Below are 23,241 nucleotides of genomic sequence, written 5' to 3'. Positions count from 1 at the left end.
CGTGCGTGCGGCTATCGCCGCACCGGGCTCTCGTGTTGGGGTGGACGGCCCCCTTCCGCCACTCTGCGTGGCTAGGCTGAGGTTGTCATGACCTCAAACGAAGGAGCCACCCGTGGAAACGATTGTTCGCATCGGTTTGGATACGTCAAAGAGTGTGTTTCAGTTGCATGGCGTTGACGGGATGGAGCAGCCGGTTTTGCGGCGCAAGTTGAAGCGCGGCCAAGTTCTGGAGTTCTTCAGGCGTTTGCCGCCTGCGTTTGTCGCGATGGAGGCTTGCGGAGCATCGCACTATTGGGCGAGGGAGCTGCGATCGTTCGGGCATGAGGTGGCGATGATCCCGCCGCAATATGTCAAACCGTACGTGCAGCGCGGAAAATCCGACGCTGCGGACGCCGAGGCGATTTGCGAGGCGGCGAGTCGACCGAAACTGCGCAAGAACTTTGTGCCGATCAAAAGTCCCGAGCAGCAGGGCGCGCAGATGCTGACGCGCGTGCGCAGTCAGTTTATCGGCAGGCGTACCCAGCTCGCCAATTCGATCCGCGGCTACGCCGCGGAATTTGGCTTTACCGCGCCCAAGGGGCTTTCGCGGCTTCAGCAGTTGCTGATCGATATTCGGGCTGACGAGACAGTTCCCGACTTGGCGCTGGAGCTCGTGGAAGCGTTGGCGACAGAGCTGGCGCGCGTCGACGACCAGATCGCCAAGCTCGACAAGAAGCTCATGCACCTCTACCGGAGTAGCGAGATGAGCCGACGACTGGCGGCCATTCCGGGGATTGGTCCGATTGGCGCGACGCTGCTGTCAATCAAGGTCGTGGATGCAGGCGGGTTCAAGTCAGCAAGAAACTTTGCTGCTTGGCTTGGCCTGACACCAAAGAATCATTCAACAGCCGGAAAGAATCGACTCGGCGTGATTACGCGCGCCGGTGATGGCATGTTGCGAACCGTTTTGGTCGCTGGAGCGACGGCTGTGATCGCAGATATGCGGCGACGCGAGAGTCGCTCCTGGCCCTGGCTGAAAGGCATGATCGCGCGCAAGCCGCCGAAGCTGGTCGCCATAGCGTTGGCAAATAAGCTGGCGCGGATCGCCTGGAAACTGATGGTCAGTGGCGAGCGTTACCGACCTGCTGGCAGTGTCATACCGATGCCGACGCCGGCCTAGGCTTGAACGAAATGCAGAGCTTGGCGCCAGACCGGTAGGTTCGACGCTGAGGGCGGAACTTGCAGGATAGGAAGAGGTGGTACGTTCGGCGCGAGCCGGTCATGTGAGATGCTCCGCTCGGTTTACCGGCAGAAAATGCCGCTCTCGTGTTTGGATCTCACTGTCCGCGAAGCCCATCTTGGCCGGTGGTCGCAAGACCCGAAAACAGGCCGGACATATGAGCGCAAGCGATCCGAGCATGCTGCCAGAGCCAATCCTTGCAAGTCGGGGGCCGTCCACATATGAACCGAGCCGCGTTGCGTCTTGGCCTTCGGCTTCGATTCCTCGCGCAGGCAGCAGATATATAATGTGTCGCTCGCCGGAGGCACTCGCGCGAAGGGCTGCCGCTTCGCGGCACCGCTATCACTGCCCGTCGCGCGGGTGCCTTGTTAACCGGTCTCGCGACTGCACTCGGTCCCGGGTCCCGCCGCTTTCGCGTCGGCGCTATGCTGACCCTCTTGCGGGTGCCTCTTTTGATTTGCTCACTTTTGCTCTTATTTCCGACGTCCTGCTTTCACCCGCGGTGACTTGCTCAACATTCTAATGCTTGAAATCTATGGGGCTCCGCCCCTCGCGCGCGCCAGGGTGAAGCGCCGGCTGGTGCCGGCGCCGCCCCGAGCGGTCTCCCCGGTCTTCCGCGCTTGTTTCAATCCGCCAACTCCGGACTGCATGGCCCACGCTTGTGCAGACCCGCTTCTATCGAGCGGCCCCTACGGGCGGGTGATCCCCCTCCGGTCGGGTCGCCCTGGCACTTGCTACCCCGGTCTCGCCGACGGGCAGGGGCGCAGGCGCGTGGTGCGCCTTGCACCCATGGAAGCAAAGGAAAATACGATCATGTCGGCCAAGTCAGTTGAAATCATTCCGGCGAGCGGGACGGAGGTTTTGATTCCGCTCAACAAGCTCAAGAAATCCCCAAACAATGCGCGCAAGACGCCGCACAGTGAAGCGGCGATCGAGGGTTATGCGCGAGTATCGCCGCCAAGGGTATCCTGCAGAATCTGGTGGTCGAACCGGAGTTGGACGGAGAGGGAGCCGCCACAGGGTACTATCTCGTGACAATCGGCGAGGGCAGGCGGCTTGCCCAGCTTTTGCGGGTGAAGCGGAAGGAGATCAAAAAGACCGAGCCGATCCGTTGCGTCATCGACACCGCGAATGACCCCCACGAAATCAGCCTGGACGAGAACGTTACCCGGGAAAACATGCATCCCGCCGACCAGTTCGAGGCGTTCAGGAAGCTTGCGGACGAGCGTGGTTTTGGTGCGGAGGAGATCGCTGCCCGGTTCGGTGTGACGCCGCATGTGGTGCGGCAACGGCTCCGGTTGGGTGCCGTTTCCCCGAAATTGATCCAGCTCTATCGCGAGGGCGATCTGACCCTTGAGCAGTTGATGGCCTTTGCCATTACCGACGATCAGGCCCGGCAGGAGAGTGTCTATGAGTGCCTGTCCTACGACCGTGAAGCCGGTACGATCCGCCGGCTCCTCACCGAAACACACGTGGCCGCAACGGATCGCCGTGCGCGTTTTGTCGGGCTCGAAGCCTATGTCGAGGAGGGCGGTACGGTCTTGCGTGACCTCTTCACCGAGGACCGTGGCGGCTATCTGGAAGATTTGGCGCTGCTCGACTTGCTCGTGACCGCACGGCTTGGCCGGGAGGCGGATGCCTTGCGGATGGCCGAGGGATGGAAGTGGACGGAGCCCCACCTCGACTTCCCGCATGCTCACGGGATGAAGCGCGCTTACCCGCATCCGGTCGAGCTTTCGGCGGAAGATCAGGCCGCTCTTCAAGCGCTTCAAACCGAGTTCGATTGGCTGACGGAAGAGCATCAAACGGCCGAGGAATTGCCTGATGAGGTGGATGCACGGTTCGGTCAATTGGAGAGCCAAATCGAGCAACTCGAAGCGAAAAGGCAGGCCTACGATCCCGGCGATGTCGCGCGCGGCGGCGCGTTCGTGATCCTTAATCACGACGGCACCGTCAGGATCGAACGCGGTTTCATCCGTCCCGAGGACGACAAATCCCAACCCGGGGCCGGGCGGAATGGCGACGCTCAGGGGCAGGACGAGGAAGGCGACGGGGACGATCAAGCCACGCGCGATGGTGAAGGAGAGGACGGAGAGAATGAAGAGGAAGACGAGGAGCAGAAGCTGTCTGACACGCTCATTCGTGACCTCACCGCGCACCGTACCCTCGGGCTGCGTCTCAATTTGAGCGAGCAGCCCGAGGTCGCCATCGTGGCCGTCACCCACGCGCTTGCTGCGCAAATCTTCTACATCGGCGCCAATGCCCATGTGGTCGGTATTCAGCCCGTAAAGGCGGATTTGTCGACGCATGCGGCCGGAATCGAAGACACGCCGGCCGGAAAGGCGTGGTCGGATGGTCATGCGAACTGGGCGAGGCAGATGCCCCGGGACGTCGCCGCGCTGTGGGAATTCGTGGCCGAACTCGACTACGATAGCCGAATGGCGCTGTTCGCCCATTGCACGGCGTCAACGGTCAATGCGGTCAAATTGCCATTTGATCTGCGACCTCGCGCGTTGGCCGTGGCCAGCCGTATGGCCGGGGCCGTGGGCCTCGACATGACCGGATATTGGCGGCCGACGGTGCAATCTTATCTCTGCCGGGTCACCAAGGCGGGCATTCTGGAGGCCGTCCGCGAAGGCGTCGGCGAGGAGGCCGCCGAACGTTTGTCAGGAATGAAAAAGGTCGAGATGGCAGCGGCCGCTGAGCAGCTTTTGGCAGCAACGGACTGGTTGCCGTCTGTCCTCCGTACGGTGAAAACGGAGGATCAGGCCCGCACGTCAGACGAGGCGCAAGGGCGTGAATTCTGCTCGCAAGCTGCTGAGTAAGAGGTGAGCCGGGACGGCGAGCATGCCCCGGCTCACTTTCAAATTCCGGCCGCGTACCTAACGGTGCGCGGCCGGTTTGGTTGAGGTGATGCGGCGACTAAGCCCGTTAGCCCGTCTCCAAATGCGGGTCACGATCCCTCTGATCTGCGCCATTTGCAGCGAACCGGTGAGCTTTTGCGGCGCCTCCCTTTTGGCGGCGGCCAGGCGATCAGGTTGGGGTTCTGATCGTATCTGGATCTCGCGTATCCGCCGCGTAGTCGCGCGAATAATCCTGGGCGCCCGCCGTCGTTTCCTAATTCGAAAATGCGGTCGAGCTCGTTTGCTTTATCCGGTGCATCTTGCTCGCGCTTGATGCGCAGACGTCGATTTTTCTCTGATCGATCCCGCCGTTTTCCAATGCTGTGGTGGGCTCTGGCAGCCACGGCCATCTCCGTCAGTCCGGTCATGGGCTCGCGTCCAACGCACCCTCGATTGGCTGATCAGGCCCGAGGGACGGCAAGAGCCTCGATCGCCTTCCCGCAACAGCTCACGCCTGCTTTTTTCCCCTGCCGCCGAGAGGCGGCATTCCTCGCGCAAGACAAAAAAGCAGGCTTTCGCCGTCCTCCGCTGCGCTTCGGGCCCAAGGGCTGCGGGCCGATCGCTCCCCGGGCCAAAGATCGCCATCGAGGCTGCGATGGGCGTGGCCCGAGCAACAGACAGACGGAGATCACCATGGCGACCATCGGCACTTTCACCGCTTCGGACAACGGCTACACCGGCTCGATCAAGACGCTGACGCTGAACATCAAGGCCAAGTTCGCGGCCTCAGAGAAGGACAACGACAAGGCTCCCGACTTCAGGATTTTCGCCGGAGCGACCGAATTCGGCGCCGCCTGGAAGAAGACCGTCCGCGACAGCGACCGCGAATATCTCTCGGTCAAACTCGACGATCCGAGCTTCCCCGCTCCGATCTACGCCTCGCTGGTCAAGGTCGAAGGCGAAGAAGGTTTCAGCCTGATCTGGTCGCGCCGCAGCGGCGACTGACGCCGGGGATCATCGGCCCCGTCTCCTCGGAGGCGGGGCTATTTTGCGGTTCCTGCGCCGCTTTGAAGGAAGATGGAAGGGCATTTTTCTCTAGAAAAGGGAGGCGCGCAGCCACGGATTCGCGGCACTCCTTGAAGCGGGTTCGAGGCGCCGAGTTGCGAATAAAATCGAGCTTTTGGACGCATTTTATGGCGGTTCGCGAGTTCAATCGCCGTCTGCGCATCAGCTCGATGGCACCGGATTCGACTGATTGGCGGCTCCGGCATCACGTCTCGGATGCGCAGCCGAGCCGCTCGTCGAGCCAAATGACCTGGTCTGAATCGCGAGAAGATCGAGATGTGAAGCGCACGTCGAGTCGCTGCCCACGCGCCGTTTACGTGGGCGAATGACGTTCTGCGGCAAGGCCCGTCTCCCCCGTCTGAAGGGGCACGATGCCCTGCTTTTGGCGCTACGACCTATGGCAGCCGTCCCCTATCCGAAACCCTCGCACGCTGCCTTTTTTCCCCGCCGGCAAGCCGGCTCCTCGCGCCCGCTTCGCTGCAAAAAAGGAGCGAGCTCAGGTGCGCCGCTGCGCTTCGCCCCCAAGGGTTCGGATGGGTGCCGTCCGCCATGACGGTCTCGCCATCGCAGGGCATCGGCCCCTGCGGCAACGAAGGAGACAGACCATGACCGCGATCGGATTCGTCACCCGCACAATGGACGGCGGCTTCAGCGGCGAGCTCAAATTGCTGCCCATCTGCGCCCACATCGACATCGTACCCAACCGCGATAAATCCGGCGATACTCCTGCAGACTTCCGCATCTTTACTCAAGGGATCGAGGTCGGATCCGGTCGAATTCTGAGCGGCGAGAGCCGCGCAACGGACTACGTCAGCCTGTCGCTCGCAGCACCTGGCTTTGGGGGCCGTAGGCTCTGCGCCAGCCTTGGTCGAACGGTTGGCCTAGGCGGTGACGGCGGCTTCTTTCTCGTCTGGAATCATGCCGACTAAGTCAAAAAAGTGGGCTCCCGCGCATTGTGCGGGAGCTTTTTTTGTCTCCTGGACGCCAGTTTTTTTGAGCGATTTAAGCGGCTCCGGCGTCAAAAATTCAGTCCGCCGACGTGAGAATCCTTGTCGGTTTGTGAGCGTTTCAAGGCTCCAATAGGCGATCTTCCGAGCTTGGAATTCTTGTGTTTCGGCCCACTTATGTCTCTCCACAACGCTCGACGGGCTTTCAAATTTTGCGGTTAGCGACGTTGTCTTGCGTCGATGCCAGCACCTCGCCATGGCAGACTGAGGAAACGACCATGGCTGAGATCAAGCGCGCCAGAAGACCAATTAAGTGTCCGGCTGCTGCAGATGGCATATGGGCGATGCCTTTGGCCCGCGCTCTACTCGTCGCTTCGCTCCTCACCGAGCCACCCTACGGGTGTCTCGGCCCTTCGGGTAACGATCGCTATCGCAAACGCTCGCAAACAGTGGAGCCCCGCAAGCTAACTGCTAGATCGTCGCAGCTCTTGCTCAATGAATTGGCCAGCAGACGGCAGCGCCCTCGACCGAACTCTCAGTAGAGGCGCGCGCGGTAGAGCAACTGGCCAAACGTCCCGTTTCGATCGGAGAAATGCACTTGCGCGGGGTGTAATTTTGCCCGGAATTGAAGGTCGCTCGATGGCTTTTTCGCTCCATTCCGATGAGGAAGCTCGCTCCAATGCCACTAGAATTTGCGCCGCTCTATAGGCCGCCGAGAGGCTACAATTGATAGCTTGGACACGTGCGGAGCCGTCGATTTTTTTGCGTGTCGTTTGGATCGCCAGATGCTGGTGCGGCAAGATGAGGAAGGGTTAGCGAGTAACAAAGAGGAGGGGAGTGAGTGCAAGATAAAAGCACTGGCGCCTGAGAGCGACTAAGTGGTTGTCTGCACATCCAGGATTTGGCTCTATCGATGTAAGTGATGTCGCTAAACCTTCCCTAATGCAATGGCGATGTTGAATGGTTGCGTCTGTATCTTGATGTGTGCACTGATTGGCTCCGCACAACAGCGCGTACCACGAGGCGATGCAGGAGTTTGGCAACGAATTCGACGTTTGGCCGAGCGTGACCGAAAAGAGCGGAAGACAGAGTTATCTCCGGCATCGTCCCTCGGAAATAGCAGAAGAGGAGCAATCCGCGACTATCGATCATCATTGACGAGGCCCGCATCGATCGTAGCTGGCCCTGGGCGCGATGCTGATGGGCGGAGTAGCAAGCAAGGGCCAATGCGCGTTGTTGACCTGACGTCGCTCGTCCGCGACTCAACATAGAGAGCAGGCTCTCGGCACCGGGTTCGATTGGTAACCGCTGATCCTTTCAACACGGGTGGCCGGTAGTTACGTCGTGTTGAGCAGAAGTGATGACTATGGCGCGGAAAAATCTGGTCACAAGTGAATTTGAGGCCATATCGAGATCACTCGGAGGCCGCCGGAATCGGTCACGACCTAGCAATTCAGGCGCCTCAGCGAGCCGAGCAATTGTGGCTGATTTTTGTGGCCGGCCGGCGATTTCTTGATCTTTGCTTTGGAGTGAAGGCCCTTGTTGGGGGCGGCTCGAAGAGCCATCCACACGGGAATCGATTTCGGGAGCACAGATCGTGCTCGACCGAACCGCGCGAGGCCGATCGAACGATGGCTCGGGTTGTCGTAAGCCCCTCGTGCCATAGGAAGCTTTGTCAATCAATTGCGGCCGCAGGGGCCGTTGGCATTCGCTCGATCGCTCCCTTGACCAGGTCCATCGAGTGTTCGAGACAATGCAGAAGCGATCTCAGGTCCAAAGCTGTGGCCTCCTCCAGATCGAGATTCTCTTCGCTGACAGCGCGGGCGACAAGTCGATCGATTTGTTCGTTTACTAGGACTCCTCCTGCGGACACCTCGATTTGCCCGCTTGGGCTGAGGCTAACCGAGACCTTCGACCGGCCGAGTATTGCGGCTTCTGCGACCGACCAAGGCAACTTGACGGAGCAGACAATCTCGCCGGTCCTGATCAGTCGGTAACCAGCGCTGTACCAGAGCGGGTCGAGGGGGGTCCCGTTTTCGCATCCCAATTCAAGGAAAGCTTCCACTGCATCGTTCACAAGAACCATGGCGCTAGCCGCACGAGTCCAACCAATTGTCGGAAGATAGCACGGAGCCGCGTCGATTGTAACTTAAAAGCGGTCGCCTTAAAGGCGTCAGCGGGGCCCTTCTATCCTCGTGAAACGGACGCACAAGGGCCCCCTGCGCGATACTCTGGCGAAGAACATGCGCCGCCTCAGAGCTGCGCGCGGCCTGAGCCAGGAAGCGCTTGCGCTTGAGAGCGGTATAAACCGCACTTACCTTAGCGGCGTGGAGCGCTCGGAACGAAACGTGTCAATTGACAATGTGGCAAGGATTGCCAGGGGCCTTAATGTGGAGCCTTGGAAGTTGTTGAAGGACGAGTAGCTTCGGTTAGTCTGTCCTCAAATCGGGCGGTCCTAAACTGGGGGTGCCAAGCCATCGCAGCTTGAGCCGTGGACCGGCGTGGCTAGCAGACTGTCTTCGAGAAGTGGGCCTTCCGGCCAAATTGAGGATCGCGGTGCGCATACTCTTCGTCAGGCTAATAATTTGAAGGTCATAGGTTCAACTCCTATCGGCGCTACCAACGCCCTCCTAGATTGGGGGTCTGCCGCCCTCTCGGAAATCCTGAGCAGGAGTTAGCCGTGAACGTCGATCTCAACGGGTTTGTACCGACCCTGCGGACGGATGACGACTTTCTCAACAATCCTCCTGATGGCCTCGCAGGCTGCGAGGCAGCTGTTCTCATCCGAGCCAGCCAGGTCCTTTTGAGGTCCCACACCTTCTCGTGATGCGCGTTTGCGGCTTTGGGATGAAATTCGACCGCGGGCAGGCGACCTCGGCGATGGTCGCCTCGATCACGTCGCGCTGGACCTACAGTTTGGCCAGCCGCTCGCGCGAGGCGCGGCTCGATGTTTCCGCCAGCAGCGCATCCATCGCCCTTTGAAATCGCGCCGTGGATGTTGCAGAGTCGCTTTTCAAGATCGTGAGATGGTGGGCCGTGTAGCTATGCAGCTCGCGCGCGGTCCCGTGATGATCGCTGACGTAAGCTGCAATGAGTTCGGGTGACGGCCAGTTGCTCCTCCCACGCAATTCTGCCTTCTGCACCTGAGCTTGCCTGGCGAAAATCGAGACGCTGGGCAACTTCCTGCGCCACGAGTACCGCGACATTGATGCAGAGGTAATCTGGAGTTAACTCAAGAGAACCTGCCGCTTCTGCTGAAGGTCTCACGCCGGCTGGCTGATCGCCTGCGCGACAAGGCGCCCGCATAATCGGGCAGACTGCCGGCGCTCAACCGAGTGTTGGATAATCGCGAAAATACACTTTCCCTGTTTCTCGGCAGCGGGTTAGATGCTGCTGGGGGAAACGCGTATGCTCAAAAAGATCATTGCGATCAAGAATGTCGGCCGCTTTCGGAATTCAGCAGCTTCAGGAAACCGGGAGCTCGCTCGGCACTCGTTCATCGTCGGGGCTAACGGGTACGGTAAAACGACGATCTGCGCGATCATGCGTTCGCTCAAAACGGGGGACGCATCCCATATTACCGGCCGCAAGACGCTGGGCGTGAGTGTACCGTCAGGTGTGGAGCTTCTTTTCGATACCGGTGCGGTTCGTTTCGACGGCGCGGCCTGGACAACAACCAAGCCCGCGATCGCGATCTTTGACGGGGTGTTTGTCGCTGAAAACGTCCACTCCGGCGATGTTGTCGACATTGAGCAGAAGCGAAACCTCTACCGCGTCATTGTCGGCGAGCAGGGCGTCAGGCTGGCGCAGGAAGACGCGAGGCTGGCTCAAGACAGCCGCGCGAAGACGGCCGAGATCACTGGGGCTGCCAAAGCTATCAACCCTCACGTACCAGCTGGTATGAAGCTGGAGAGCTTTGTCGCGCTGCCAGAAGCTGCCGATATCGCTGCTCAGATTATCAAACAGCAGCAAAACGTAGACGCTGCCAAGCAGGCGAGTGCCATCAGGGAACGCAAGCCTTTGGTGGAATTTCCCTGTCCGGACATGCCCTCGACCTTCGTGGGTCTCCTGGGGCGCACCATCGACGACATCGCCGCCGATGCAGAACAGCTGCTGAAAAGCCACCTTGCGAGCCACGGCATGTCGGACGGGGGAGCCAACTGGGTCGCCCGCGGGCTTGAACACGCCTCCGAGAGTTGTCCTTTCTGCGGCCAGGACATCGCCGGGTTACCCCTGGTGGCCGCTTACCGGTCGGTTTTCAGCGAGCGTTACAAGGCATTGGCTGATGAGATTGCGTCCGCTGCGGCATCGATTACCCAACTGTTCGGTGAGACCGCCTTGGCGCGTCTGGAGACGCTCGCCGAACAAAACAGTGCGGCCGTTATCTTCTGGAGCCAGTATTGCGATTTAGGGGCAACCTCCCTCGACCTGCCGGCCGCTACTTCGGCAGCCGCGCGGGACCTTGCCAAGGTAGCGGCCGAACTCCTTCGCCGAAAGGCAAGCGCCCCGTTGGAAGCGATTGAACTGGACGCCAAATTCAATTCTGCATTAGCCGCCTATGAGGCGGCTCAAGCGGCTTTGGGAGGCGTGAATAACGCGATCAAGGCGGCGAACGCTACAATCGTGGCAAAAAAGACGGAGACCGGTGCCGCTGATTTGAAGGCCGCTGAAGCCGAGTTGACACGCCTCAGAGCGGTTAAGACCAGGCACATGCCGGACGTGAAGGTGCTCTGCGACGCCCATACAGCCCTCGTGGCCGCCAAGGAGGCCGTCGATGCGCAGAAGGACACAGCACGCGCGGCGCTGGACGCACACACCAAAGGCGTCGTCAAACCGTATGAGAACCGCATCAATGCTTTTCTCGACGCCTTCAATGCAGGTTTTACAATCACAGAGACCAAGCACGGGTATCCTGGCGGTATCGCCACCTCGAGCTACCAGCTGGTGATCAACAACGTCCCGGTCGACATCGGCGACGGGAAGACTTCTGCCGGCGAGCCGAGCTTCAAGAATACCCTTAGCGCCGGTGACCGGACCACGTTGGCGCTGGCGTTCTTTCTGGCCCACCTAGAACGCGACCCCGAGGCGGCCAATACGATCGTGATGTTCGACGATCCGTTCAACAGCCAGGACGCATTCCGGCGCCGCCAGACCGTGCACGAGATCATGAAGCTGGCCGCTAGTTGTCGCCAACTCGTCGTCCTGTCGCACGATGCAACGTTTTTGAAGCAGTTGTGGGATAAGGCACCGCACTCAGAGCGGGCCTGCCTTGGCATATCAGATCAGCGGTCCCAGGGTTCGAAGCTTTCGGAGATTGATCTTGAAAGGGCCACTCAGGGCAGAACGGCAACCGATATTGATGACCTCCAAACCTATCTGATCAACGGCGCCGGCACACTTGTCGATGTAATCAGAAAGATGCGAGTGGTGCTTGAGACCTATTGCCGAACCACTTACCCGTCGAGCTTCCTTGCAACTGAATGGCTGGGCGACATGGTCGGTAAGATTAGGACAGGCGGAGCCTCACATCCGGCCCAAGCGCTTTATGATGAACTCGACCAGATCAACGGCTACACCAGCCAATATCACCACGGGGAAAATATGGGTGATATCACGCCAGACCAGATCGACCCGGTAGAGCTGACAGGCTACGTGCGGCGAACTCTCCGCATCGTAAATGCGCTGCAGGCATGATGTCCGGCTTAGGAAACCGAGGGACTAACAAGCAGGGCGAGGGATGAGATGCGGTTCAAGAAGTCGGAGGGGCAGACTGCGTCTGAGAAGATGCTGGCAGAGCTGTGCGACAAATCCTTCCTTCAGCTCTGGACTTACCCGAACCTGTTCAGAAAGCCGGGCAAGGAGCTGACCGATCTACTCGTGGTGTTCGGCAATGATGTGGTTATCTTTTCGGACAAGTCTTGCGGCTATCCCAGCACCGGCAACGCCGACCTGGACTGGAAGCGTTGGTACGGCAAATCGATCGATGATTCAGCGAGGCAGATCGCCCAGGCAGAGCGCTGCATCCGAGCCTTCCCGGAGAAAGTCTTTCTGGATGTGAAGTGCCAGGAACGGCTGCCGATCAATCTGCCCAATGCAAACGACATCCGCGTGCACCGCATTTGCATTGCCCTTTGCGCTCTTGACCGGGCCGAAGCGGAAACGGGGAAGCGCGCACTGAGGATTGAACCCGCCGTTCTGAATGACGCCGTCCGATTCACCGTGGGGATAACGGACAAGGCCAAGGGCTGGGTACACGTATTCGACGAGGAAAGCCTGACAACGGTTCTTAACGAGCTATCGACGATCAAGGACTTCATCGACTATCTCAACAGCAAAGTCGCGCTGATGGAGAGACCCAACTTCAAATATGCCGAGGCGGAAACTGATCTGCTGGCGTGCTACCTTTGGAATAACAGATCGTTTCCGGTCATCGAAGGCGACTTCGCCGTCCCGGGGGGGCTGTGGGCAACGGTCGAGGCGTCGCAGGAGTTTCTCGCCGGCCGCGAGGCGAACAAGGCCAGCGAGTTCTGGGACGGGATCATCGAGTACATCACCGACAACTACCTCGACGAGACCCTCGAGTTCGGCAACGAACTGGACATGTCGGACTATGAACGTGGGGCACGTATCTTGGCTGGGGAAACCAGGTTTCATCGGCGGGTGCTGTCAAAGCTCATCGTGGGACGGATGGAGGCGGCCAAAAAGAACGCCATTGGCACGCTGCTGCCATCCAATCAGGCCGACGTCGGGTATGTCCTTTATGTTGGCCAGGGCGATCAGGGCGGAGATCACGCAGCATATCGTGAAGAGCGAGCCAAGATTCTGCGCCTGCGCTGCGAAGCCGCAAAGGCGGCCATGCCGGAAAAGCGTTTCATCGTTGGCATCGCGATGGATGCGAGCGGCGTTGAAGGCTCTTCGGAGGATTTCATTTTCATGGACACGGCCGAATGGACGGCCGATAGGATGCAGAACGCTCAGAAAATCCGGGATGAACTTGGGTTCTTCAAAGCAGGGAATATGACCCTCACGCGCTTCACAGAGGACGAGTACCCTGGCAGTCGACCGGCGATCGATGTTCCCAAGCTGGCTGAAGAGTTATCCAACCTGACCGTATCGGAATCTGTTGAGCTAGCTGGGATGCTAAAAGCAAAGTGGGGTGGTTCTGAGCCCGCCGGCTGAAGCGCGTCTGCCTAGCCGCTCGTTACGGCGCAAAGTATCGGTTTCGTTTTCGCCAGAGAGTTCGCGGAGTGATTTGCCGCTGGCATAGATTTCACCGTCGCGGTTGATGGAAGTTATCGTTTGCCGACTCGCTCGAGCCGGCGCACCGATTTCGCGGCCTCGTCGGGGCTGCGGAAATGGTTTGCAGCAAGGCCGTTGAGGTAGATTGCGGACAAGGCGTCATGTCTGCCAACCATGCCATTGAGCCAAGCAGACTTACGTTAGCATATCCTGCCCGCCACTGGGCGGCGTCCGCAAAGGGAGGCTTCTAAAGCCATGTTCGCCAGTCCGGGGGGCACTATGGGGCCGATCGTTATCAACTCGAAGAAGCAGCAAACCGAGATATTCGAGCGGTTACACAATCGCATGAAGAGGCAATTCACGGGTCATGAACCTGGCAACGAATATTTCTTGCGCGGCTACAAGGGCTCCGAGGATATTGCCGGCTTCGGGCTCGATTTCTGGATCGGGTTTAAATGGATGGGGATCAATTTGTGGGGGCCGCCCCTCGATGGATCACAGGACAACAGAAATATCCTTGGCTTCGCGACTTACAGCGCAGAATCGGGGATTGGCAAAACGGCCGCGCTCCTTGCGAGCGACAAGGGTAGAATTGCGCTCTACCATGACGGTCGCGTTTACGCTCGGGATGGGCGAGCTCGGCCGCATCGAGATGAGGCAAAGATTAAGATCAATGGGCGGCTCTACTTCCGGATTGCCGACGTCGATGATGATCGCTTCTTTGATCGTGTCCTAAAGTATCACTACAGTCGCCTCAACCCCGATCTGAGGTCCGGTGGTGGTCGGGGAGGCAAGAAGGGCGGAAGCGGCCTGGATGCGGGACCCCCGAAGGGCGGTGTGCGGTCAAGCGCTGTCTTTCTCGCGCAGCACAATCCACTCACGACCGCCTTGTGGAAGCAGGTCGAAGCGCTTGGTTATGCGCTCCGCGCCTGTGAAGGCGTGACGCCCGATCTACTCGTCGAAAAAAATGGGAAATCGGCTCTTTTTGAGGTCAAGCCAGCGGCTCGAACCCACGACCTGATCTTGGCGTGCGGGCAGGTGCTGGTCTACAATGAACATGCCAAGGCGGACCGCATGGTCATTGTCAGTGAAAAGCCAGACTTGTCGCGATATGCCGGCAAGGGTATCGCGCGCGTTTTAAGGAAATTCGACATCAGCTACGTTCCTTACCGAAAGACCAGCGACGGATACCTTTTCGAGGGTCTTGAGCGCATCCTTCGCGTATAGAGATGTTTCGACCGCGCGGTGTCACAATCGTTTTGGTGAGTTAAGAAGAGCTCGCGGCGTCAAGAGCGCTAGCATTCCAGCGGCAACCTTCCCGCCGCTCATTTTAGCACCGAGCTTACGCATTACCGCCACGCACTCCCGCGCAGCAGTTGCATGATCCAATCCTGCTCGATTAATTTACGACGGGCGAAAGGCGCCTTTGAGCGAGAAATAAAGCGCCACTGCCTGGGATAAAGCTGCTGGGCAACTCGTTGGGAGCCAACCGGCGATCTGAACTTCAACGGCCTCAGAGAAGCTCGGGCAATCGATAGAGTAGGCGCCGCGCCGTTGGCCAGCCTGCGTTGACAAAGATATCGAGGCAGGCAATCAGCTTCTCGCGCCGATCGGGGCTGGCAAAGATGCCGCGGTGGTCGGCCAGATACACCCCCACGATCGTCACAAACCGATTGATCGCCATAGGCTCGAACTCGTAACCGTGTCGTGGACCGCCGGTGAGAACTGCGTGCACGATGAGGTCAAAGACGGTCTCGGGATCGGCAGGGCGCAGGAAATCTAGCAGCTCGATGAGGTAGTAAATTGTATGCGGGACGGCGACATCGCCAAGACGTCGGATGATCGGCGTCGCATCCCGCAGAAATGCACGTTTTGAATCGATGCCGGCCAAGGGGACGTCCTCGCTGCCCTGCGCCGCTGCGCCCGATGAGAAATAGAGCTGGTCGCCAATCTGATCGGCAAGACGCGCACAGGCGCGAACGCGGTTGCGCTCTGTTTCCGTGAGTTCGGCGTCGCCCTTGGCATAAAACGCATCGAGGCAAGACGCTGCGCGCGCCACCATTTCGGCCGCCAGCGACTGGAAATGCGTGCGAAGCTTGACCTCGATGGTCTTGTGCAGTCGATAGCCGCCGGTGATGTGGCCGCGCATGCTTGCAACGACGCGCCCGAGCTCGGCGTCATAGGTCTCCGGTTCGGCAAGCCAGGCTTGGATCAGGCTGTGGGCACGCGGCCGGTCATACCGGGTCCACAGAAACGTGACCACGCTGGCAATCCCCTCCACCATGCTATCGCCATGTACATCCTCCTCGTCGCTGGCGCGCGGGTGCAGCTTCAATGCGAGATCTTCGACGCGCTCCACGTCGTGATGGATTGCCCAGCAGAGGAAGCCGGTAAGGGCCGTCAGCACAGCCTTGTCGGTCGCGCTCGCGACGTATTGCTCAGCAATCCGCCAGAGATCCGCTCGCCTAAATTCCCAAAGGCATCCGAAATGGTTGGCGAACGCGTACCGAACACCCGCGTTCGGGTCGTCGCGCAGGGGGTCGATCGTGGGAAGTATGCGATCCGCCAACGATTGAGAGATTGTACAAAGGCGCAACGCCGCATCGGTTGCAGATGCGCGCGGCCCGCGATCGGTGGCTTTGCCCGGGACTCCTTCCGGACGACAATTCGTCAGCATTGGTGACACCAGCGTCCAGAGACGCACCGCCATCGCGGAATCTTTTCTCAAGTCGCTCTGCTCGCGCGCAAGCTTCGGCAGCGCATAACCCAGCTGATCTTCGGCATACGCGGTGATGCGCGGCGCAACCCCGTCGACGCTGGCGCTCTGGATGGCTGAGGCCACGGCTTCGGCTGCCGCAAGCCGGCTTGGGAAGTCGCCGCCAGCCTCATCGACGATTTCGATGAGGCGGAGCAGCTTCGCGTTGGCGGGCGCTTTGGCGTCAACCTCCTTGGGAAGCCAGTAATACGGTTCGACCGGCAGGCTCCTCACTTCGAACTCGTAGGTTCTGCGATTGTCGGTCGAAATTTCCTGGGTCGTGGCCGCCGTCACAAACCCGCGCGCTTGTTCGGTGGTGAGATTGGTTGGGCCAATGGCGCCAAACAGACGGCCTAAAAACGCCAGTTGCGTGCGTTCCGGATTCTTGAAGTCCGGGTAGGTGATGGTGCAGGCGCTATTCTCGAGCCGCTGCCGTTCCGATGGATCGACCAGGGGATAGACGGCAGCGACGAGATCAATGGCGTCTTTTGCCGTATCCGATGATCGTAGGATCGGCGTTGCGCTCGCATATGGCCACAGAAGTTTGCCAAGAACCGCCGCGCGCTTGGCGCCGACGAGAAATAACCGCGCCCAGAGCACCAGCGGCTTCGCATGGCGAATGACATATTGTGCAAGCGCCCGGGCGTCATCGTCGCTCGCAGTTTCAAGGCGAGTCTTGAAAGCCAAGAGCATGCCGGCCGCATTGTCCGCATGCGCATGGCGATCATCGGGATTGGATGCCCAGATGTGACTGTCATCCTCGATTAGCGTCAGCGTGGCACCGGCAGTTGGGAGATCAATGGTGCGAACCTCTCCGTATTTGCGTCGGACATAGCCTGCTAGCGCGGCGCTGATGGCACGGATGGCCGTTTCCGGCTGCGCTTCCAGGAAGCGCGGTACGATCTCCTTCAATTCCCATTTTGCGTGATCATAGTCCTGCCGCCGGTTGCTCGTTAAAGCGAGGATCTGGCTAGAGCCCATAGACGTCTTGCTGTCGTCGCTGACGCTGTAGCCGAAGACCACCCCAAAGATCTCAACAAGGAAATCGGGATCGGCATCCAGAAGCAGCTTTGCCTGACGTGCGAGCGCCGGGATGTCTTCATGCGCGTGGGTTTCAAGGCGCGCGGCCGCGAGCGCCTTCGCCAAGAGGGTGCGCGAGGCAACCGCATCCGAACGGTAGCTCTGTGCGACCAGTTCGATCGCGATAGGCAGCAAGGACAGGGCAGGGGGGCGATCGAACGCGTAGGAAAACAGCGCGCGTGCCGCAAGGCCAAAATCGGCCAGAATGGCGGGATTCGTGAGACGATCGCTGAACCGCGTCAGAAGCGTGCGGAACGGCCAGGCCAGTCCCTCCAGCTCGGTGCTGACGCGCGCGGCAAGATGGCACCATGCGGCATCCACGACTGGAAGCCCGTCATCAACGCGCACAACTATCGAGCCCACCACGTGTGCAAAGGCGCCGCTGGCGGCTTTCCGGCTGGCATGGTTCTGCAAAAGAGAAAGAAAACCTTCCAGGTCATCTTTCTGCCGCGGCTGCTCCGATGCGATGCGGGCCGCAATGCTGCGCGCCACGGGGTCGACGCCGGTGCCGCCAGCGAATAGCGAGACGGCTACCCAGAAGGCCTCGCGGGCAGGGTCGTCATTCTCCCAAAGTGCTTGCAACGCAAAACCAATCGCAGGCGCCAACATCAGCGACAAGCTGCGGTCATTGCGCAGACGATCCACGGTCGCCGCAATATTCAACGGATCGATGAAGAGGCGGCTCGCCGCGTAATCGAACAAGATGTGGTGCCGGAAGCCGATCAGTCGCACATCGGACAACAGCATCACGACGCCGTCTTTTTGAACGGCGTCGAAGGCGGCAGGATCCGGAGCCGCCGCCGTTGTGCGCCGCGCCCGCAAGCTTCGATTGGCGACCATTTCGCCGACCGCCTCGCGGAGGCAGAGCTCAGCGCCACTGCCGTGTTGTTCGACGCGCTTGCGCCAATAGAGCGCAAGTAGTGCGACTTGCGATGCGAGGCTGTTGAACGCCTCGGGCGTGGCGCCATTCGTGATAAGTTCAGCAAGTAGCCGTGTGTTAAAGGGAACGCGCGCTAGATCGTGCAACTTCTCGCCGCCGCGCGTGATTGCCTGGTCCAGAGGTGGCGCGTTAGCGCGCAACGCCGAAAACTCGGCATCCGTCCACGGCGGCACTGTGATGTGACGGATATCGAGAAAGTCCTTGCTCGCATAAGCCGCCGATGGCGGTGTCCCTTTGAACAACGAACGGAACTGTTCGCCCATCCGCAAATCGAACGAGCGAATGGAGGCAATCACCCTCCAGCGAGCGGAGGGATACTTGACGGCGGCGTCGATCAGGCTACGAAAGACTTGCTCGCCCGCACCGCCCCGCGTGGCATCCAGCGCATCGATGAACAGAAACGCAGGTGTTGCCCCCGGCCAATTTTGGAGGACGTCGACGACGCGGTGTTCGAGCCCAAGCTCCAGGCGCAAGCCCTCCACCGAGGCAACCGGCAACTGATCGACCGCCAGCTCAATGACATCGTATTTTTGTTCGCGGAGCGCGGTTGCCGCAGCGCTGATGACGGCACTTTTACCTGAACCGGGCTCGCCGATAACAAGGAAAGACCCGCTTTGTGCGGCTTCCATCACCGCTTGAGTGACGTGCCGCGGGACGGTGATATCGACGCCGGAGACAGTCGTTTTCTCAAATTCCGCCAACCGGCGGCCCATCTCCACGCTATATCGGGCAAGTTGCGCCACATCCGCCTCGTAACGCGGTGGCGCTTTGAGTGAGATGCCAAGAGCGGACAAAGCGCTACGAAATTGCAGGGGGCCATCGCCGAGCCTAGCTTCCATCAGGTGCTGACAATGCTTTTCGATCGCCACGAAGGCATTGGCTCCGGTGCTCGGTCGAGTGACGAGATGGCCGGCTCCCGCGACGGCCGCAGCACGGTCGGCGCCCGCCATATCGAATGGAATTACGAAAAGTAGGGGAAGGAGTGCACGAATGTCGCTCTCGCGGGCGGGCGCCTTGGTAAGGGACTTCCACTCCGCTTTCAGGGCTTGGACGAATGTCGTTAAGGCGTCCTTCTGTGCCTTGGGCGAGGGGGCCGCGTATTGCGCGCGGCAGGTGTTCAACGCGCGCGCGAGGTCGCGGGTCACGCTGCCACTCGATGTCGGGCCTGCCGCCAGCAGCAGGCGATCTTTGGATGGATCCAACGGCCGATCCCATCCCTTCCTCCCGTGGCCCCTTCTGGCGCTATGCCAGAGTCGGATCATTTGCCCAGCGGTTTTCCGCAAGTCGCTGTCGGCCTTGCCGGATAGCGTGACCCCGGTCTTGGCCTGAATGAAGATCCAACCGCCGGCATCGGTCTCGATCCCGCAATCGTCGACAGCGGCTTCACTTTCAAACCGTATCCCGCAAGGCTTTGCGCCACCTAGACCAAGGCGGTCATCCATGACGGTCTCTGCGAGCATCTGGACTGCGAAAACGGCGCCGACGGAGGCTTGGAAGGTCACGCCGGCAGTCGTTGCACTACCGCCAGCCCGTGCCAGTAGGTCGGCGGAGCTTTTTTTCTTGGCACTTGCTTTGGACGCAGATTTGCCGCCCGGCAAGGTCCGTCCCTTGCCTGACTTTCCGGTGGTCTTCTTGACAGGCCCCTCGGATGCCTTCTTTTTTTTGAGCGTCGTCTGCTTGCGCGGCGCAGCTCGCATCTTGCCCTTTGCCATGAGCGACGAATTTAGGTTGTAGCCCGGCCGCCGCAAGCGTGCTCAAATCAGGAACACTTTCAAGGACCTGCCCCAACGCTTTGTGGCGAGGGGCCGCCGGCCACAGCGATTCGCTTCGGGCAGGAGGCCGTTTTAGTTTCTGGTTTCGCTACGGCCGCAGACGGACCTCGACGATATCATTAAGCGGACCGAGCTACGGATATTGGGCATTTCCCAAAAGCTCGGAAACAAGAGGCGATATTCCCGCTGATAAGCAAAGCGGAAGTCCGTCGATACAGTTTTGCCGATACGATCGTTGGGCCTGCGCTGGCGTCAAACTGTGACACTTGTCGCGCGCTCGATTTGACGATCCGCAACGACTCCTTATTCTAGTTTCGCGAAGTGGTATCGATGTAGCATCAAAATCGGCGAGTCTGTGCCAGGTTTGTTGCAATCGTCGATGCTAAAAAGTCCCCGAGCCGGCATTGATGAAGGACCGCTGATCGGCAGATTTCTGAACGTGTTGGTTTCCGAAAAGGAAAGCTCTCGCTTTTTTGGGGGCAGCCTATTCCTTAGGATTGGCGCCTCACTCAAACTCGGCGTCGTTGAGCACTACGTAGGTGAGCGACTGAGGCCGGAGGTTTAGGTGACTTCTAATAGCGACAAGCGTTTTGCTCGGCACTTATCAAGGACGCGGTGATGCGAGCAAGGCACTGAAGAAGATGCTTACGCTCCCGAGCCGCCGCGGTGATCAAACAGCGGGAACCATTGTCCGTAAGTAGCACACAAGTGTGGAGCGACCTATATTGAGCATCCTTGATGAATTGAGCAAGAAGGTAGCCCAGAGCCTTGTTGTGCCCTTCCGCGCGAGCCGCAGCTTCGCTCGTACTCTTATTTCGGCCCAGTCCAAAGCGGAGCTTCGTGATAACTCTCTGACCGCCGAATAGAGAGCTAGGGGGAGCCGGCGGAATCCTCGGCGAAGTCCGGATCTGCGCGTTGATGCTCATCCGGGCTGCTCGTGCCGAGGAAGCTTTCTATGAAACTCCGAATCCACTGTAACTGATGTTGTTTGCTTTGCTGCTCTCTGGGACCTGATTCAAAATATCGAGATAGGCATAAACATAGTGATGGCCCACCCCCAAACCATACGGAAACTGCCAATACACGTAGTCGCCTTGTCCTGGATTGTACCCTGGGGCTGCTATGTCTGTTCTTGACGCGCCCCCATCAAGCTCGAGGCGAATCTTGAATGGCCCCGACGCCTTGTTGCCAATGTTCGCAAGGCTGAAATAGACGACAAAAGCTTGTCCCGGTTTCGGGAATTGCGTTGGTTGAATCCATGTATTTAGCCACGTGAGTTCTGCGCGTTGAACCTGTGGACGGCCGTCAGGAATACGAGCAGCGGCGGCGGCTGTCTGCACGAGGCGGTATAGAGGTACGAACCCTTGCGTCTGATTTGCGTAGACGTAGCAGGCAACTCCTTCGTCACGATAGCCCAACGCTGCAACAGCATTATCCCGTTCAGCGAGATCTGTTGTATAGAAATGGTCTCCGATCTTTGTGCTGACGCAACGGTAGAATGGAGTTACTCCACCTCGAGGTTTGTCATAGACGTAGCAGGCCTTACCTTCGCCCCTGTAGCCGTATCTTTGGACGGCGAAATCCGCCTCCACAGCGGACGTGGTGTAAAAATGATCCCCATTGTTCGGGTTGTAGGCGCGAAATAATGGGACGGGCGCTTGAGGGTCGCTTGCTCGGACAAGTCTGTGGAAGGCGACGGCATTCGGTCGAGGCGCCGTATAGACGAAGCATTTAGTGCCTTCATCCGCATAGTTAAGATTTGCGATGGCGTTGTCTCGCTCGAGCACCGAAGTAGTATAAAAATGCTCCCCGGTATTCTTGCTTAGGAGGCGAAACAGCGGGGAGTTCTCCGCGGTCTTAATATCGAAAACATAGCATGCGACGCCCTCACTAGTATAGTTGAGGTTGGCAATCGCATTATCGCGTTCCGCCGCGGATATTGTGTAGAAGTGGTCGCCATTAATCCCGCTCACCATGCGATATAGCGGTACGCTTCCAAAGAGCTGACTCTCTAAGACGAAACAGCTTACACCCTCGCTAAGATAACCCACGTTCGCGACCGCATTGTCGCGTTCGGACGCGGAGGTTGTGTAGAAATGTTCACCAAGGCCTCTAGGGTTAACGAGAGGGGAATCAGGTGCGATTACCCAGCACGCCGTCCCTTCCGACTTGTAGTTGGAATTCTGAACGGCGGCGTCGCGTTCAGCGGCAGAAATCGTATAGAAATGATCTCCGGCCATCCTTCCTCTCCACAGGCTCTTAACCTTACATGAGATGGACTGATTGCTGCGTCTCTATCAAGCACGTTCCTGAGCGCCTGCTGTTCGAACGCTGCACGACAGTCGACCGAAAGCCAGTCCTCTATCAGCAGCGCCTCGATTAAGCCTCAGCAGAAGCCCACGGGCATCGGATACGGACAATTTTCACGCCCCCTAAAAGTCGCCCGGTTCTTCAGTTCACCCCATTCCCTCAACTGGCCACAAATCGGAACGTTGCCGCAGAGGGGGCAAAAGAAAGTTCTCGTGCCAGCTAGACTCATATCCACCCCCTGACCCCATGAGCAGAGCTTTTCGGTGCACGAGACTCCCGTTTTACAGGTACGATACCCGTCAAAATAAAACGACTGTCTTGTGGATCCTGCGGGCTCGGTATTACCTCCTGTAACTGGCCCACCCGCTGGCCCCTGTGTGGGGATTTGAACCTTTATTGAAACTTGGGCTTTATTGTTCGTCTCGTCTCGTTCGACAATCTGATTAGGATAGTCGATGTGCGCCTCATACCTGACGGGTGCCATATTGCCAGGAAGCAGGGTCACGCCCCGAGGTCCCCGCATATAGCCCACGGCGGGGTAGACCAGGGTGATCGTCCAGCGTCCGCCTTTGTTGAGGGGGCCAAACCGACAGATATCGGTCGTCGGATCAGGCTCCATCCCAACACCAGCTGCTGGATCGCACCTTATGGTGGAAATAAGCGGTTGCGTTTGAATTGAGACTGGCCGATGACCCGCGAAAGTCGTTGTGAGCTTCAGAAGCGCTTTCTGCACATCGGCCCCGCCTTCGGCGATTGTAGGTGCGCCGGATCGAGGTACTTCAAGTCCTCCAACTGGAGGGGTGGGTACAATCGGCGGCGCGTCTCTGAGCAGAGATGGTCGGCGTGATCCGGGTGACGTATTGGCAATTATGATCTGGATTTCGTAGGCCCTGCCGACAAGCACGTCGACCGGCGCCGCGCTCATGGATACGGTAAGATCGGGCAACGTTCTGGGCTGTGCCTCTGCCTCCCACGCTACTGCAGCTCCGATAGCGACCCCAGCAAGGATCGTCGCGGCCTTTCGTGAGAGAGGTAAGATCCTGGCCATGCTGTTTCTCACCAGCGGCACGA

The 23,241-nt window shown here is 59.1% G+C and carries 11 protein-coding genes and 1 pseudogene; 9 read left to right on the top strand and 3 right to left on the bottom strand.

Features of this window, described 5'->3' with window-relative positions; translation table 11 throughout:
* Window positions 1–112: 112 nt before the first annotated feature.
* The 4 genes and pseudogenes from NLM15_RS34095 (at window position 113) to NLM15_RS34080 (ending at window position 6,056) form a co-directional block, all read left to right on the top strand.
* Window positions 113–1,159: an IS110 family transposase gene (locus NLM15_RS34095; protein ID WP_254122277.1), complete on the top strand. Its 1,047-nt coding sequence runs from the start codon at window positions 113–115 to the stop codon at window positions 1,157–1,159.
* Window positions 1,160–2,032: 873 nt separating this feature from the next.
* Window positions 2,033–4,044: pseudogene (locus tag NLM15_RS34090) on the top strand (ParB/RepB/Spo0J family partition protein).
* Between the two features lie 711 nt (window positions 4,045–4,755).
* Window positions 4,756–5,067: a DUF736 domain-containing protein gene (locus NLM15_RS34085; RefSeq protein WP_254122275.1), complete on the top strand. Its 312-nt coding sequence runs from the start codon at window positions 4,756–4,758 to the stop codon at window positions 5,065–5,067.
* A gap of 665 nt (window positions 5,068–5,732) precedes the next feature.
* Window positions 5,733–6,056 (top strand): DUF736 family protein, encoded by a 324-nt coding sequence (locus tag NLM15_RS34080; RefSeq protein WP_254122273.1) that lies wholly within the window; start codon window positions 5,733–5,735, stop codon window positions 6,054–6,056.
* 1,693 nt (window positions 6,057–7,749) lie between these two features.
* On the opposite strand, the gene NLM15_RS34075 is transcribed toward NLM15_RS34080, so the two are convergent.
* Window positions 7,750–8,160 carry a hypothetical protein gene (locus NLM15_RS34075; RefSeq protein WP_254122272.1) on the bottom strand — a complete coding sequence of 137 codons (411 nt, stop codon included), beginning with the start codon at window positions 8,158–8,160 and terminating at the stop codon, window positions 7,750–7,752.
* A gap of 157 nt (window positions 8,161–8,317) precedes the next feature.
* Between NLM15_RS34075 and NLM15_RS34070 the strand changes: the two genes are divergently transcribed.
* The 5 genes from NLM15_RS34070 (at window position 8,318) to NLM15_RS34055 (ending at window position 14,540) form a co-directional block, all read left to right on the top strand.
* Complete coding sequence (locus NLM15_RS34070; RefSeq protein ID WP_254122270.1) at window positions 8,318–8,497, top strand: helix-turn-helix domain-containing protein; 180 nt, start codon at window positions 8,318–8,320, stop codon at window positions 8,495–8,497.
* A 424-nt stretch (window positions 8,498–8,921) separates the two neighbouring features.
* Window positions 8,922–9,056, top strand: coding sequence for a hypothetical protein (locus NLM15_RS43620; protein ID WP_256565533.1), 135 nt, complete (start codon window positions 8,922–8,924; stop codon window positions 9,054–9,056).
* A 426-nt stretch (window positions 9,057–9,482) separates the two neighbouring features.
* A complete protein-coding gene (locus tag NLM15_RS34065; protein ID WP_254122268.1) occupies window positions 9,483–11,768 on the top strand; it encodes an AAA family ATPase in 2,286 nt (761 codons plus the stop codon).
* A gap of 48 nt (window positions 11,769–11,816) precedes the next feature.
* Window positions 11,817–13,253, top strand: coding sequence for a hypothetical protein (locus NLM15_RS34060; RefSeq protein WP_254122266.1), 1,437 nt, complete (start codon window positions 11,817–11,819; stop codon window positions 13,251–13,253).
* Window positions 13,254–13,568: 315 nt separating this feature from the next.
* Window positions 13,569–14,540 (top strand): hypothetical protein, encoded by a 972-nt coding sequence (locus NLM15_RS34055; RefSeq protein WP_254122264.1) that lies wholly within the window; start codon window positions 13,569–13,571, stop codon window positions 14,538–14,540.
* A 286-nt stretch (window positions 14,541–14,826) separates the two neighbouring features.
* Here NLM15_RS34055 and NLM15_RS34050 read toward each other — a convergent pair whose 3' ends face one another.
* Together NLM15_RS34050 and NLM15_RS34045 are read right to left on the bottom strand one after the other, a co-directional pair.
* Window positions 14,827–19,800 carry an ATP-binding protein gene (locus NLM15_RS34050; protein ID WP_254122263.1) on the bottom strand — a complete coding sequence of 1,658 codons (4,974 nt, stop codon included), beginning with the start codon at window positions 19,798–19,800 and terminating at the stop codon, window positions 14,827–14,829.
* 1,013 nt (window positions 19,801–20,813) lie between these two features.
* A complete protein-coding gene (locus tag NLM15_RS34045) occupies window positions 20,814–22,100 on the bottom strand; it encodes a CARDB domain-containing protein (protein WP_254122262.1) in 1,287 nt (428 codons plus the stop codon).
* Window positions 22,101–23,241 lie beyond the last annotated feature (1,141 nt).

Origin of the sequence: Bradyrhizobium sp. CCGB20 (genome assembly GCF_024199855.1) — a bacterium.
Taxonomy (GTDB): Bacteria; Pseudomonadota; Alphaproteobacteria; order Rhizobiales; family Xanthobacteraceae; genus Bradyrhizobium.
This window is presented reverse-complemented; position numbering and strand designations above follow the sequence as displayed.

What these genes read in the sequence shown, in the direction of transcription:
- NLM15_RS34045 (WP_254122262.1), bottom strand. Translation starts at nt 22,100, where the DNA reads ATGGCCGGAGATCATTTCTATACGATTTCTGCCGCTGAACGCGACGCC.
- NLM15_RS34070 (WP_254122270.1), top strand. Translation starts at nt 8,318, where the DNA reads ATGCGCCGCCTCAGAGCTGCGCGCGGCCTGAGCCAGGAAGCGCTTGCG.
- NLM15_RS43620 (WP_256565533.1), top strand. Translation starts at nt 8,922, where the DNA reads ATGAAATTCGACCGCGGGCAGGCGACCTCGGCGATGGTCGCCTCGATC.
- NLM15_RS34055 (WP_254122264.1), top strand. Translation starts at nt 13,569, where the DNA reads ATGTTCGCCAGTCCGGGGGGCACTATGGGGCCGATCGTTATCAACTCG.
- NLM15_RS34060 (WP_254122266.1), top strand. Translation starts at nt 11,817, where the DNA reads ATGCGGTTCAAGAAGTCGGAGGGGCAGACTGCGTCTGAGAAGATGCTG.
- NLM15_RS34085 (WP_254122275.1), top strand. Translation starts at nt 4,756, where the DNA reads ATGGCGACCATCGGCACTTTCACCGCTTCGGACAACGGCTACACCGGC.
- NLM15_RS34075 (WP_254122272.1), bottom strand. Translation starts at nt 8,160, where the DNA reads ATGGTTCTTGTGAACGATGCAGTGGAAGCTTTCCTTGAATTGGGATGC.
- NLM15_RS34050 (WP_254122263.1), bottom strand. Translation starts at nt 19,800, where the DNA reads ATGGCAAAGGGCAAGATGCGAGCTGCGCCGCGCAAGCAGACGACGCTC.
- NLM15_RS34065 (WP_254122268.1), top strand. Translation starts at nt 9,483, where the DNA reads ATGCTCAAAAAGATCATTGCGATCAAGAATGTCGGCCGCTTTCGGAAT.
- NLM15_RS34080 (WP_254122273.1), top strand. Translation starts at nt 5,733, where the DNA reads ATGACCGCGATCGGATTCGTCACCCGCACAATGGACGGCGGCTTCAGC.